This is a genomic window from Phyllobacterium zundukense (genome assembly GCF_025452195.1).
In the GTDB taxonomy this organism is placed as follows: domain Bacteria; phylum Pseudomonadota; class Alphaproteobacteria; order Rhizobiales; family Rhizobiaceae; genus Phyllobacterium; species Phyllobacterium zundukense_A.
The window spans coordinates 2,150,111-2,164,367 of the sequence record NZ_CP104973.1 but is presented as its reverse complement, the minus strand read 5'-3'; the positions used below and the strand labels follow the sequence as shown (position 1 = coordinate 2,164,367).

At 56.1% G+C, this 14,257-nt stretch carries 10 protein-coding genes and 1 pseudogene; 6 read left to right on the top strand and 5 right to left on the bottom strand.

The window, feature by feature from the left end; all coding sequences use genetic code 11:
* Positions 1-74: 74 nt before the first annotated feature.
* From N8E88_RS22990 to N8E88_RS22975, 4 genes and pseudogenes are all read left to right on the top strand, one after another.
* Positions 75-1,082, top strand: a complete 1,008-nt coding sequence (locus tag N8E88_RS22990; RefSeq protein WP_262292612.1) for an AAA family ATPase — start codon at positions 75-77, stop codon at positions 1,080-1,082.
* Positions 1,082-1,996 carry a DUF58 domain-containing protein gene (locus tag N8E88_RS22985; RefSeq protein WP_262292611.1) on the top strand — a complete coding sequence of 305 codons (915 nt, stop codon included), beginning with the start codon at positions 1,082-1,084 and terminating at the stop codon, positions 1,994-1,996. The genes N8E88_RS22990 and N8E88_RS22985 overlap by 1 nt, the downstream gene beginning before the upstream one ends.
* Positions 1,993-4,824, top strand: a complete 2,832-nt coding sequence (locus N8E88_RS22980; protein ID WP_262292610.1) for a DUF4159 domain-containing protein — start codon at positions 1,993-1,995, stop codon at positions 4,822-4,824. Before N8E88_RS22985 ends, N8E88_RS22980 begins: the two co-directional genes overlap by 4 nt.
* Before the next feature lie 9 nt (positions 4,825-4,833).
* Positions 4,834-6,910 (top strand): annotated as a pseudogene (locus N8E88_RS22975) (hypothetical protein).
* 3 nt (positions 6,911-6,913) lie between these two features.
* Here the strand turns inward: N8E88_RS22975 and N8E88_RS22970 are convergent.
* A complete protein-coding gene (locus N8E88_RS22970; protein ID WP_262292609.1) occupies positions 6,914-7,426 on the bottom strand; it encodes a GNAT family N-acetyltransferase in 513 nt (170 codons plus the stop codon).
* Positions 7,427-7,743: 317 nt separating this feature from the next.
* Between N8E88_RS22970 and N8E88_RS22965 the strand changes: the two genes are divergently transcribed.
* Positions 7,744-8,721, top strand: coding sequence for a glutathione S-transferase family protein (locus tag N8E88_RS22965; RefSeq protein ID WP_262292608.1), 978 nt, complete (start codon positions 7,744-7,746; stop codon positions 8,719-8,721).
* A 3-nt stretch (positions 8,722-8,724) separates the two neighbouring features.
* Here the strand turns inward: N8E88_RS22965 and N8E88_RS22960 are convergent, their stop codons facing one another.
* The gene (locus N8E88_RS22960; RefSeq protein ID WP_262292607.1) at positions 8,725-9,195 is read right to left on the bottom strand and encodes an NUDIX domain-containing protein; all 471 of its coding nucleotides are present in this window, start codon (positions 9,193-9,195) and stop codon (positions 8,725-8,727) included.
* Between the two features lie 76 nt (positions 9,196-9,271).
* Here N8E88_RS22960 and N8E88_RS22955 point away from each other — a divergent pair, with 76 nt between their 5' ends.
* Positions 9,272-10,198 (top strand): metallophosphoesterase family protein, encoded by a 927-nt coding sequence (locus tag N8E88_RS22955; protein ID WP_262292606.1) that lies wholly within the window; start codon positions 9,272-9,274, stop codon positions 10,196-10,198.
* A gap of 1 nt (position 10,199) precedes the next feature.
* On the opposite strand, the gene N8E88_RS22950 is transcribed toward N8E88_RS22955, so the two are convergent.
* The 3 genes from N8E88_RS22950 to N8E88_RS22940 all read right to left on the bottom strand — a co-directional run bounded on the left by N8E88_RS22950 (position 10,200) and on the right by N8E88_RS22940 (position 13,928).
* A complete protein-coding gene (locus tag N8E88_RS22950) occupies positions 10,200-10,844 on the bottom strand; it encodes a hypothetical protein (RefSeq protein WP_262292605.1) in 645 nt (214 codons plus the stop codon).
* A 125-nt stretch (positions 10,845-10,969) separates the two neighbouring features.
* Positions 10,970-12,667: a 2-isopropylmalate synthase gene (leuA, locus tag N8E88_RS22945; RefSeq protein WP_262292604.1), complete on the bottom strand. Its 1,698-nt coding sequence runs from the start codon at positions 12,665-12,667 to the stop codon at positions 10,970-10,972.
* A gap of 310 nt (positions 12,668-12,977) precedes the next feature.
* On the bottom strand, positions 12,978-13,928 hold the full coding sequence (locus N8E88_RS22940; protein WP_262292603.1) for an alpha/beta hydrolase: 951 nt from the start codon (positions 13,926-13,928) through the stop codon (positions 12,978-12,980).
* Positions 13,929-14,257: the final 329 nt, after the last annotated feature.

The window sequence follows — 14,257 nt, the reverse complement described above, 5'->3', positions numbered from 1 at the left end:
TAGTGACTTAGAGTCGTTTTACGTTAGAGTCATTTAAGTAAGACTCGATGCAGATACCAGCGGTGAGGTGACCAATGACCATGATTAAACCTGAGGTACCGTCGGACCCCAAGGCAATGATTGCCGAGGCTGAGAAAGCGCTGGCAGACATCGCAAGGATAAAGACGGGCATTGGCACCGTCATCTTTGGACAGGAAAGCGTCATCGAGCGAACGTTGGTAGCGCTGCTTGCGGGCGGACACGCGCTTCTTGTCGGCGTCCCTGGCCTGGCCAAGACAAAGCTGGTGGAAACACTGGGAACTGTTCTCGGTCTCGATGATCGCCGCATTCAATTCACGCCGGACCTTATGCCTTCGGATATCCTTGGCTCTGAAGTCATGGAACAGGATGACAATGGCAAACGTTATTTCCGCTATGTCAGAGGCCCTATTTTTGCTCAGTTGCTCATGGCAGACGAAATAAATCGCGCTTCACCTCGCACACAGTCGGCGCTCCTGCAGGCCATGCAGGAGTACCACGTTACGATTGCGGGCGAGCGGCACGACTTGCCACAGCCGTTTCATGTATTGGCAACGCAGAACCCGCTTGAACAGGAAGGGACCTATCCGCTACCGGAGGCGCAGCTCGACCGGTTTTTGATGCAGATTGACATTCTCTACCCGGAGCTCGAGGCAGAACGTAGGGTCCTTCTGGAGACCACGGGTACTTCAGACGCCAGAGCGGAGAAGACAATCGATGCTGAGCGTCTGCGCGACATGCAGCACCTGATTCGTCGTATGCCGGTACCGGAGGGTGTGGTCGATGCCATTCTCAAGCTCGTTCGCTCCGCTCGTCCAGGAGCTGACAACGACATTGCAAAAAAATTCATCTCATGGGGCCCCGGCCCTCGCGCTAGCCAGGCCCTGATGCTCTGCGCTCGGGCACGCGCTCTTTATGACGGCCGGCTCGCCCCGTCGGTGGACGACGTGAAGGCCCTCGCCGAACCAGTATTGCAGCACCGGATGGCACTGACATTCGCTGCGCGCGCCGACGGTATGAATGTACGCGATGTTATTGGCAACCTTACAAAAGTTGCTTTCTGATGGCAGCAATTGGCGCGCAGGTAAAACGGGCTGACACAGGGGATGCGCTTGCACGCGCCCGTCAGCGTGCCGCTCTGCTACCTGATCTTCTGGTCGAAGCGCGCCGCATTCTCAATACCGTCAACACCGGTTGGCATGGCCGGCGGAAGAGTGGCGTTGGCGAGACTTTCTGGCAATTTCGCCCCTATGCTCAAGGTGAGGCCATTTCCCGTATCGACTGGCGCCGCTCTGCACGCGATGATCGTACTTATATCCGCGATCAGGAATGGGAAGCAGCTCATACGGTGTGGCTATGGGCCGATCCTTCGCCGTCCATGTTGTACAAGTCCGAGCAAGCCCATGTGTCGAAAGAATCGCGGGCTCTGGTACTCGTTCTTGCACTGGATGAACTTTTATCACGCAGTGGTGAGCGGATCGGCTACCCTGGCGTGGCAGACCCCATATCCGCTCGAAACGGCGCGGAACGCCTCGCAACTCTACTCGCCCACACGACGAACCTGCCGGCCAAGCCCGATCTGAGCAGGGTGCGGCGCTTTTCCGAGGTAGTTTTAGTCAGTGATTTTTTAGAGCCTGTGGAAGATACATTGGCTCTTCTTCAACAACTCGTTCAAGCTGGCGCCCGTGCGCACCTGATAGAGGTCTATGATCCTGCCGAAGAAGATTTCCCCTACAAGCGGCGCACCGAATTTATTGATCCTGAAACCGGCGCGTCTCTAACGTTCGGGCGTGCCGAGGATTACGCCGAAGACTATCGCCGATTGTTCTACGCGCGCCGTGAGGTCCTCAGCGGTTTCTGCCGGCGGATTGGCTGGAGTTACACCACTAATCGTACCGATCGCCTGGCCTCCGATGCGCTTGTGTCGGTTCACATGAACATGACCGCCAATGTTGGCTACGAGGGGAACGGCGCATGAATGCACTCCCCTTGGCCTTTGGTGCGCCTGCCATTCTTGCCGGACTCATCGTTCTTCCAATCATCTGGTGGCTTTTACGGGTGACGCCTCCTCGTCCGGTCACGGAAATATTCCCCCCGCTGAAAATCCTTGCTCAGCTTCTGAAGAAGGAAGAGACACCCAACAAAAGCCCTTGGTGGTTGACGCTCCTGCGGTTATTACTCGCGGCTTTCGTTATTCTCGCGCTTGCGGAACCTGTATGGAATCCCCGAGCTGAAACCCTGACGGGCAAGGACCCCGTCGCACTAGTCCTCGACAATGGCTGGTCATCGAACGAGGAATGGAGTTCACGCAAGGATACCGCCGAGCGCTTGATTTCCGACGCAGAGAACTCCGGGGCGCTGATCTACATTTTGGGTACGGCCGAAAAAGCCAACACCGATATCGGACCGTTCGACGCCAACACAGCTCTAGAACGGCTCCGGGCTATGGCCGTGCGCCCAATCCCCATCGACCGGCCTGCCGCGTTTGCACGGTTAAAAGCGGCTCTTGCAAACGTATCCGGCACGAGGCTTGCCTATCTCAATGATGGTGTCGACACGCCGCAGGCTGCGGAAGCAGTCAAGTCGCTCGAAGGTTCCGGTATCGCTTCCATAATCTGGTACCAACCATCGATTACATCGCTGGTCGCTCTTCGTCAGGCCGTCAACAACGCTAATGGTCTGACTGTTCGTGCGGTACGGCCAAGCAATGATCGCGGGCAGAACGGAATCACCATAGGCGCATTTGATGAGAAGGGCCGGCGTATTGCTGAAACCGGTTTGGTCTTCACGGCGGGCGAGAGCATCGGCGAAGCCGTCATCAGCGCGCCTTATGAATTGCGCAATGACTTCCACACATTGCGGATTGACGGCGCTGCGCAGGCAGGGGCAACCTACCTCATTGACGACAACAACAAGCGAAGGCGCGTTGCGTTACTTTCCGGTTCCGACGCAGATCTTTCACAACCGCTGCTCTCGCCGCTTTACTATATATCCCGTGCGCTTGAGCCGTTTGCCGATCTATTGCGCCCTCGTAACCCGGAACTTGTGCGCGCCGTCCCCGAACTCCTCGAACAGAAGCCCTCTGTTTTCATCATGGCGGATATCGGCAAACTACCGCCGGAGACTGAGCAAACACTTTCAGATTGGGTCAATAAAGGCGGTACGCTGATCCGTTTTGCTGGACCGCGCCTCGCCGGTAACAGCGATCAGGATCCATTACTGCCCGTCACGTTGCGTAAAGGCGAGCGGTCTCTCGGCGGCACGTTATCGTGGAAGGAATCGCAACCTGTTGCAGCCTTTCCGACAAACGGGCCCTTTGCCGGCTTGCCAACACCGCAAGATGTGACTGTGACGCGGCAGGTTCTCGCAGAGCCGTCTTCCGACCTGTACGACAAGAGCTGGGCCAATCTGGCGGACGGTACGCCGCTCGTAACCGGCGAGACACGCGAGCGCGGTCAGCTGGTACTGTTCCACGTAACACCTGAAGCCACTTGGTCAAACCTGCCGATCAGCGGCAGTTTTGTCGATATGCTGCACCGTCTAGTCTCATTGTCCAACGCGGCCGGACCATTGACGAACGACAATAGCGCAAGTGGTTCGCAAATCCTTCCACCCTATCTGACATTGAACGCCGAGGGTTCGCTTGTCCCGCCTAACGGCGATACCAGACCGCTTCTCATCAGGAATGGTGCTAGCCCACAGGTGAGTTTCGATAATCCTCCCGGCTTCTACGGTGTTGAGGACGCCATGACGGCCCTCAACCTTTTCAAGCCTGACGGCGAAATCAAGCCGCTGGTTCGACCCGACCTGGCATTTCCGGTAATGACGGCGCGCTATGCGGTGGACGAATCCTGGCCCTTGCGCGGACCGCTCTTGGCACTTGCCGCGCTGTTACTGGCACTGGACGCCATCGCCGTACTTTGGCTCGGCGGCCATCTGCGTCGCCGTTATCGTACAGCTGCGGCAGCATCGCTGGCCATCCTCCTGTTACCGGCCATACTTGTCCTTGGCCCTTCTCCCGCATCCGCCCAGCAGAATGACAGCAAGCCCGGCGACCAAGCGATTCTCGAGGCCGTCAATGCTACGCATCTCGCCTACGTCATAACGGGTGATGGTGCCGTCGACGATGTCAGCAAGGCGGGCCTGCTTGGATTGTCGAAAGCTCTCTCCGACAGCACAGCTCTCGAACCGGGTGAGCCCATCGGCGTTAATCCTGCGACTGATGAACTCGCCTTCTATCCTTTGATCTATTGGCCTGTCGATGCTGCCGCGAAAATGCCGGCGCCAGAGGCGATCGCCAAGATTGATGCATATATGCAGCAAGGGGGAACGGTGCTGTTCGACACCCGCGATCAGGATGCGGCCGCGATCAGTTTCGACAACTCGACGACCCCCGCCAATCAAAGGTTGCGCGACATTCTTGCCGGGCTCAACATACCGCCGCTTGAGCCAGTCCCGAGCGACCACGTCTTGACCAAATCCTTCTACATTCTGCAGGATTTCCCTGGCCGCTATCGCGGTAGTCCCCTGTGGGTGCAGGCTTCACTTTCGACCGAGACCCGCTCCGACCGACCTGTGCGGGCAGGAGATGGTGTCACGCCCATCATGATAACCGGCAATGATTTCGCAGGTGCTTGGGCAACGAATGCGGAAGGTTCTCCACTCTACCCGACGATCCCCAACGATCCGATGCAACGCGTTTACGCTTACCGCGCCGGCATCAATATTGTCATGTATATGCTGACCGGAAATTACAAATCCGATCAGGTGCATGTGCCTGACCTTTTGCAGCGGTTGGGGAATTAGGTCATGTATCTGTCATTGGATTTCCAACCTCTCGTTTCAGACACGCTTCTCGCGCTTTTGCTCGTACCGCTGTTCATTCTGACGCTGACCGGAATCTATTTTCGCCAGCGCGGCAGTCTGATCCGGCTGTTGGCCGTTGCAGCATTTGCCATGGCACTCTTCAATCCGATTGTTGTGAATGAGGAGCGTGAGCCGCTGAAAAGCGTCGTTGCTGTAGTTGCCGACCGCAGCCAGAGTCAGGATATCGGCGACCGCACTGCAGATACCGATGCGGCTTTGAAACAGGTTCAGGCAGAACTCGGCCGGCTACCGCAATTCGAGGTCAGGACGGTCGAAACTGGTCAAGCAACCGAAAGTGATGACGCAACCTCGACACGTCTGTTCCAGGCGCTGAATGGTACTTTCCGTGATGTGCCGCCAGCTCGGATCGGCGGCGCAATCATGATCACGGACGGCCAGATTCATGATATCCCCGCCAATTTGGCCGGTCTCGGTTTCAGCGCTCCCGTGCATGGGCTAATCACCGGCACGCCCGGCGAGATCGATCGGCGTATCCAATTTGTTCGTGCACCGCGTTTCGGGTTGACCGGCAAGCCGCAGGAAATGACGTACAAGGTGACAGCATCGGGCGAGCCCCAAGGCGGCCGGGCGCGTGTTAGCGTGCGCGTGAACGGCGATGAGGTGAACAATCAGGATGCTATTATCGGTCAGGAAATGCCGCTGGAGGTTACGCTACCACGAGCAGGCGTGAACATCGTCGAAATTGTCGTCGATGCCGTTCCGAACGAACTCACAGAAGTGAACAACCGGGCCGTTGCCATGGTTGACGGCATTCGCGAAAATCTGCGTGTCCTGCTGGTTTCCGGCGAACCGCACAATGGCGAGCGCACGTGGCGCAATCTTTTGAAATCCGACGCATCTGTCGATCTTGTGCACTTCACCATTTTGCGCCCCCCCGAAAAGCAGGATTCTGACCCCGATCAACGAGTTGTCACTGATCGCCTTCCCGACGCGGGAACTTTTCGTCGACAAGATCGAGCAATTTGACCTCATCATTTTCGATCGCTATCAGCACCGCGATGTGCTGCCGCTGCTCTATTACGACTACATCAACGATTACGTCCAAAAGGGTGGCGCACTTCTCATCGCCGCCGGTCCCGAATACGCGGGCAACATGTCGATCGCCAATACACCGCTCCTCTCGGTCCTGCCTGCGACGCCGACGGGGAACATCGAAGAAAAAGCGTTCTATCCGCGTCTGAGCGATCAAGGTAAACGCCATCCGGTAACGCGTGGCCTTGAAGGCAGCACGCAGGAGCCACCGCACTGGAGCCGCTGGTTCCGCGTCATTGACGTCAATCAACCCGAAGGCACAACAGTCATGGATGCAGGCGATAAGCCATTGCTGGTGCTCAATCATGTTGGAGAAGGCCGGGTGGGCATGTTCCTTTCCGACCAAGGCTGGCTCTGGGCGCGCGGCTTCGAAGGCGGCGGCCCGCATGCGGCGCTTTACCGGCGCATCGCCCACTGGCTTATGAAGGAGCCTGAGCTGGAAGAAGAAGCACTGACAGCAACCGGCAGCGGCCGCAACCTGGAGATCCGCCGGCAGACCATGCAGAAAACCGCCAACCCGGCGAGCATCATCACGCCATCGGGCAAGACCAGGTCAATTCCCCTGACGGAAACCGAGCCAGGGGTCTTTACGGCTTCAGTGAATACCGATGAAATCGGCCTCTATCAGGTGGCCAATGGTGATCTGACGACGCTTGCCCATGTCGGACCGGTCGACGCACCGGAATTCAGCGATAATGTTTCCACGCCTGACAAGCTCGACCCGCTAGCACGCGAAACCGGTGGCGGAACGCGCCGGCTGCGGCCAACCATCGACCAGAGCACAATCGAGGTTCCCAATATCGTCGCGTCGCGCGGCATGGCGAGCGCGAGTGGCGACAACTGGATCGGGTTGCGCCCGACCAACGAAACGATCCTCAAGAGTGTCAATCGTCTGCCACTATTTTCAGGCTTCCTTGGCCTCGCAGCTATGATCCTGGTGTTGGGCGGCATGTGGTACCGCGAAGGCAAATAGCGCTTAATCTTGGCTTGACGCAGCGTGGCGCACCCGCCCCTGCACGTCCTCCAGGGCGCGCGGCGTGAGTTCGCAGGAGAGAAACCGGGTCGGGTCTACGGGCGCGGGCATCTCGATCTGATGACCTGATATCTGGCGAAATCCAAACGGCGCGTAGTATGGTTCATCACCGACAAGGATGACCAGATGGTGCCCAGCGACACGCGCCGCTTCCATGCTGGCGCGCATCAGCGCAGCCCCGATACCCTGATTTTTCCATGCAGGACGTACAGCCAACGGGCCGAGAAGCAAAGCCGACGTCGCGCCGATCCGGATGGGCGTTAGCCGGACCGATCCCACCACGTGCTCGCCGTTCAACGCGACGAAAGAAAGCGTGCGATCGTGCGGGCCACCTTCACGAATCCGGTATGCGGCACGAGCGAACCGTCCTGGTCCGAAAGCTTCCTTGTTGATGTCTTCTATGGCAGCGTCATGCACCGGTTCTTCCGGGGCGTAAGTCACGACATGGGTCAGCATGCTGGATATCTTTTTTGAAAGGAGTGGAACACGCCTCGAACTTTTCAGTTGTTGGCCAAAACAGAAATTCTCCGCCGCTTGGAAAGCGCCGGTTCGGGTTTCATCGTCGGATGAACAGAATTCCTGCCACAAAAGTCTCCTTTTCCGTCCGCGTAACATCAAAAGAAACGGCCGTAAACCGAAAATCCGGTTTGTCCGGCAAAAAGTGACACTCTGTTCACCGGCTTGGTCATGGAACCGAGAGGAATTGAGCTTAACTGTGAGGAACAACCGAATACTGAATGCAACCAGCGCACGACGTGGTTCCAGGAGATGAGATGGGTTTATTGATTGATGGCGTGTGGCACAACCAGTGGTACGATACAAAGGACACTGGCGGCCGTTTCATCCGGACCGAGTCACAATTTCGCAATTGGGTGACTGCTGATGGTAGCGCTGGCGCGACTGGCAATGCAGGCTTCAAGGCCGAACCTGGTCGCTATCATTTATATGTTTCCTATGCTTGTCCCTGGGCGCACCGCACTCTCATTTTCCGCGTGCTCAAACAGCTGCAGGATGTAATTTCCGTGTCAGTCGTCGACCATTACATGGGAGCGGAAGGCTGGACATTCTACGAAAAGGATGGCGCAACACCCGATCACCTCTTCGGCTATAAGCACTTGCACGAAATCTACACGCGTGCCGATCCCAACTATTCAGGTCGCGTGACCGTGCCGGTCCTCTGGGACAAACAGCAGAACACCATCGTTTCCAATGAATCATCAGAGATCATTCGGATGTTCAATTCCGCGTTCAACGACTTCGGCGATGCCTCCCTCGATTTTTATCCGGAAGCACTGCGCAGCGAGATCGATGAGGTCAATGCACTGGTCTATCCGAACATCAACAACGGCGTCTATCGGGCTGGCTTTGCCACGACGCAAGAAGCATATGAGGAGGCGTTTGCGCAATTGTTTGATGCGCTTGACCTCGTGGAGGAACGGCTGTCTCGTCAGCGTTATCTCGTCGGCAATCGATTGACGGAAGCCGACTGGCGCCTGTTTACCACTTTGCTACGCTTCGATCCTGTCTATGTCGGTCATTTCAAATGCAATCGCCAGCGCATTGCCGACTATCCGAACCTGTCGAACTACACGCGCGAACTATATCAGGTGCAGGGCGTAGCCCCGACAGTGAACTTGAAACACATCAAGGCGCATTACTATGGCAGTCACAAGTCTATCAATCCAAGCGGGATAATTCCTGTTGGACCCGAAATCGACTACACAGCCCCGCACGATCGCGACCGCCTCTGATCGCTACCAGTCAGGCGGGACGTCTGCGCCGTCTAAAATCTCGGCGAGCCGGCGCCGGGTGGATGGTGTAGTATCCCGTGGTAGTGCCTGGAGTTTGAAAAAACCCGCTTCGGCAATCTCGCGATTGGCGATGAACGGTGTTACCTGCCGGAACGAGCGGCAAATATAAAGCGCAACGTGGTCGCGTCTTGACGCGTGCGCATTGTGATAAATGGCGAAAAGCTGCGGCCGGCCCGTCAGCTCGATATTGCCTTCCTCCATCAATTCCTTCTTCAGCGTCTGTTCAACCGTATGGCCCGTTTCCACCCCGCCACCGGGAAATTGCCACCCGGGAACATAAGTGTGGCGAATGAGAAATACTGATTGCTCCTTGTCATCCAGAACAACACCGCGGGCGCCGAGGGTCATGGGGCGACGAAGCAGAAAGTAGGTATGGAACAGGCGATGACGCCATTTTGAACGTTTTTCAGCCATTCTGCCTGACCTTGGCTCCGGTATGCGACGGTTGTATCACTGGATTTCGTGCCAATACTCTCATAAAGCTGAGCTGATGTTCCACCTCGCTCATATCTCCGACATACACCTGTCGCCTTTACCCGCGCTGACTTTGCGTGAATTGATCTCCAAGCGCATTACTGGCTACATCAATTGGCGATCGAACCGCAAGGGCTCGATGACGAGTGGTACAGTGGACGTTCTTGTGGCCGATATGAAGGCGCAGTCCCCGGATCATATCGCCGTCACCGGCGATCTCGTGAACTTGGCTCTGGATGAGGAACTGGAGACCGCGCAGCGCTGGCTTAAGACATTGGGTGACCCCGCTGACGTTTCGGTCGTTCCCGGTAATCATGACGCGTACGTGCCGGGCGCGTTGAAAAAGACGCGGCGCTTTTGGCAACCATGGATGCGAGGGGACGCGCAGGCAGCGGCAAACAGCCCTGTGGAGTTCCCCTATCTTCGTGTCCGCGGCGACGTAGCGCTTATTGGAATTTCCTCAGCGCGCGCTACCGCTCCCTTCATGGCAACCGGCGATATCCGCGAGCGGCAAGCTCGAAAATTGGGTGAACTTCTCGATGAAACAGGTAAACGCGGCCTGTTTCGTGTGATTATGATCCACCATCCGCCAGTGCGCGGCGCCGCGCCTTCTCACAAGCGCCTGCTTGGCATCGGTCTTTTTCAGCGAACAGTTCGCCAACATGGTGGTGAATTGGTTCTCCATGGCCATACGCACCTGGCGACACGCTACGAGATAGACGGTCCAAGTTGGACAATACCAGTGATATGCGTCCCGTCAGCAAGCCAGAGTTTTGGTGGGAATCACAAGCCTCCTGCGGCGTTCAATCTGTTTTCCATTGCCAAAACAAATATCGGCTGGTCATGTCATATGGTGGAGCGCGGAATTGTCGACGAACAGATGACCATCCGGACCATCCGCGAACATGACCTTCAAGTCGGCGCTGTATTCGCCCCGGTGTGATTCAAAAGTACGGCGACAGGCGATCCCAGAAAAATGCGAGGAGCGCACCTGCACCCGCCAGACCGCCGATAACGAACCACGTCAACACCGTGACCAGCTCGCTCACAACCGATCTGGAGCGACGCGTTGTGGTGGAAGAAACGGCGGGGAGCCGAACAGAAGCAGGTTCCGTGGGACCAGAGTTCTCATCTTTCTGATAGGAGACGGCTGAGCGAAGGTTGATTCTCTCACCCTCCATCAGGCGCTGACGCTCGACAATCCGCTCAGCGATATAATTGGTTACCGCGTCTGAAATGGGCTGCACGTCGGGCGATTCCGCCACCACAATCCGCCCAAGCCTCGTGTCGCGAACGAAACGATAAGTCCGCCGGTCACGGCCCATCATGACATGCGACGTAGAGTCGATCCACAATCTCGGCTGCTGTCCTTTGGAAATTGCGAAATCCCATTGCAGATCGTCCACAGGCACATCATCGAATACCGGCTTCAAATCATGGGCAAGAATTTCGATCCTGGCGAGGTCCGCTTCCTTCATGTCGACGACGACATCGCCGCGATCGGCAGCAGCAATTTGCGCACCCCGAACGGCGTCGGCAAGTTTTCGCCGGTCATCAACGGCGGTGATCTTTTCTCGCATCTCACTCATAAGCATTTTCCGGCACGAGCTAGGGTTAGAACATCATTAACCATGTGTCGCGGCCATTGCATCAGAAACTTGTCCGGAATGATTTTCGTTCCCCGTATATATGAAGGGCCCCGAGGGGCCCTTCATCACTTTCCGATTATCCGGTTTGCCGCCGAGACAATGCCCTCAAGTGAGGCAGTCACAATGTTCTTGTTGATACCTGCACCAAAAATCTTGCCGTCGGGATGTTCGATTTCCATATAGCTGATCGCGGCTGCATCCGAGCCGTGCTGCAGCGAGTGTTCCGAATAATTCGCGACCGATAATTTGACTCCGAGATAGTGCGAAAGAGCGTCGATGAAACCATCGACCGGACCGGTGCCTCTTCCCTCAATCCGTTTCGTTTCACCGCGATCGGTAATCTCCGCAGAAAGGACACGCACACCCTTGTGTTCAGTATCGGGATAAGTGTGGTGGTCGACAAACTTCAACCGCGCATCCGGCTGTTCGACATAGAGTTCCTGGAAGCGATCGTAGATGCGCTTGGACGGCATTTCCTTGCCCTCCTCGTCTGTGATCTGCTGAATGTCTTCGCGAAACTCCACTTGCATTCCGCGCGGCAAATTCAAGCCGTAGTCGGCTTGAAGAATATAGGCGATGCCACCCTTGCCGGACTGTGAATTGATGCGGATGATCGCCTCGTAGCTGCGCCCGACATCCTGCGGATCAATGGGCAGATACGGCACTTCCCAGAGCATCTTGTTAGCTTGTTTGATCGCTTTCATACCCTTGTTGATGGCATCCTGATGTGATCCCGAGAACGCCGTGTAAACCAGTTCACCGACATAGGGGTGACGCTCAGGGATAACAAGCTGGTTGGAATACTCGTACACTTCCTTCATCCGGTTGATGTCGGAGCAGTCGAGTTCGGGATCGACACCTTGCGTGAACATATTCAGCGCCAAAGTGACGATATCGACATTGCCGGTGCGCTCGCCATTACCGAACAATGTGCCTTCGACGCGATCGGCACCGGCCATCAAGCCCAGTTCCGTGGTTGCGACGCCAGTACCGCGATCATTATGCGGATGCAGCGAGATGATCAGATTTTCGCGATTGTCGAGCTGACGGCACATCCATTCGATGCGATCCGCATAAATGTTTGGCGTGGACATCTCCACCGTCGATGGCAAATTGATGATCAACTTGTTGTCAGGTGTTGGCTTGACGATTTCCGTTACCGCATTGCAGATCTCCAACGCGACTTCGAGTTCCGTGCCCGTAAAGCTTTCAGGGGAATATTCAAAACGATAGCCTCCGCCTGCCCTTGCCGCCATATCCGTGATCATTTTGGCGGCATCTGTGGCAATGGTCTTGATGCCGTGAACGTCTTTGTTGAACACGACGCGCCGCTGCAACTCACTGGTTGAATTGTAGAAATGCACAATCGGTTTGTGCGCGCCTTCCAAGGACTCGAAGGTGCGCGTAATCAACTCCGGACGGCACTGCACCAGCACCTGCAGGGAAACATCGGGTCCTGCATTGCCTTCCTCCACACACCAGCGCGCAAAGTCGAAATCCGTTTGCGAGGCTGAAGGAAAACCGATCTCGATTTCCTTGAATCCCATCTCGAGCAACAGCGCGAACATGCGCACTTTCCTGTCATGCCCCATCGGATCTATCAGTGCCTGATTTCCATCGCGCAAGTCGACGGAACACCAGATGGGCGCTTTCTCTATCCGTTTCGAGGGCCATTGGCGATCTTTCAGATCGACGACGGGATAAGGTTCGTACTTCTTGGCCGCATAGGGCATGCCCATGCTCCGTTGGATCAAGTCGGTCATTTGTCTCTCGTTTCCGGCCGATGCGCATCAAAATCTGGCGCGATCTTGGCACTCTTCTTAGGCGTTACAGTTGTGTTGTAAAGGAATAAGGAGCTAATGCCTGGCGGGGCCAATTCGACCGCCGGACGCTCCTCTTAACGAGCCCGGCGATCGCCAGTAAGGTCAAGAAGAAGCGGTAGGAGAAATGCGCGATTGGTCATATCCGCGGAAGCGGACTGAACAAATGACGGAATGGTCGGGCGCGTTTTCATGGCCAGACAATTAAACGACTGTCGGGCCGGATGCAAGAGGAATGCTAGAGCAAGTTTGTCTAGTTCTTCTTCAGCTGAGCCGTCGCGCCGCCAGCCAGCCACTCGCTGACGACTTTCACATCGTCCTTGCCCAATCCATGATCCGATTTGATCGAACGTGCTTCCACGCGAGCACCGTGCGAGCGCAGTAGGTCCTCAAGCGCAGGCGCATAGGGTGCGTATAGCTGATCCGAGGCGCCGGAAACGGTCAACACACGGGCATTGACGAGATTGGCTTCAGTCGATTCTGTCAATACGGGCATCGAACGTAAGAGTACTGCCTGTTTCACCAGATCCGGATAAAGCATCATCACGGCATTGACCAGATTGGCGCCATTGGAATACCCGAGAAATGTCGTGCGATTGGGGTCGAATTTGTATTCCCGCGTGACCTGCTTCAGAAATTCGGCAAAAGCTTTCGCTTCAGATCGGATACCCTGCTGGTCGAAACTGATAGGTGTCAGCCGACGATACCAGCGGTTCGAACCATCCTGCACTATGCGCCCGCGCACGGCGAACAGAAGAGCATTCGGTGCGATCTTGGAGGCAAAGGAAACGAGGCTTGTTTCATCCTGGCCTGAACCGTGCAGGAGAACCATCGTATCTCCGCTCTGAACTTCCGGACGGTAGATTCGGTACTTGAAAGTCAGATCCTCGTGGAGCGAACCTTCGCTCTGGGGAAGAATGTCACCCTTGGTCGCTTTCTTCACAATAGTCCCACTGCCTGTTGCTCCGAGGCTAATCGGTACCGCCTTTACCGGCGCCTGCGAATTTGCCTGACTCTTCTGCGGGCAGGCATCTCCGGCGCTACCTTTATCGACGTCGGGTTGCGGATCAATCGTATTTAACAATACTTCCGCTTTACCGGACTGCAGCTTGTCACAATCCGCGGTGTTGCGCGCGCTAGCCGGATAAGCAGCAACGACCATCGAAAGCCCAGCTAATAGTCCATAAAGATAAGGTTTACCCATAAGTTAATCCTGGCAGTTAAAGGTTAACTAGATTGTAAACAGCCGCGGTCATCCGCTCGGCGCTGCCATGCGCTTTGGCCGCTCGATCCTCAAGGGAACTGATGCGTATCGCCAAAATTTACGGTCCCCAGACGTACGCCCCCGGCGTCGCATCAAATACGGAGAATTGCATTGCTGGGAGACATGTCACCCGGCAGCGCTTCTATGTCAACATAATTGTAACGAAATCATGACCGACTGAAATAATCCGTTACAAAATGTTGCAGGACTGCATCGAACCACCGTCGGAGACTGAGCCGAAAGTTCGTCACGGGGTGGCGAGAATGGTG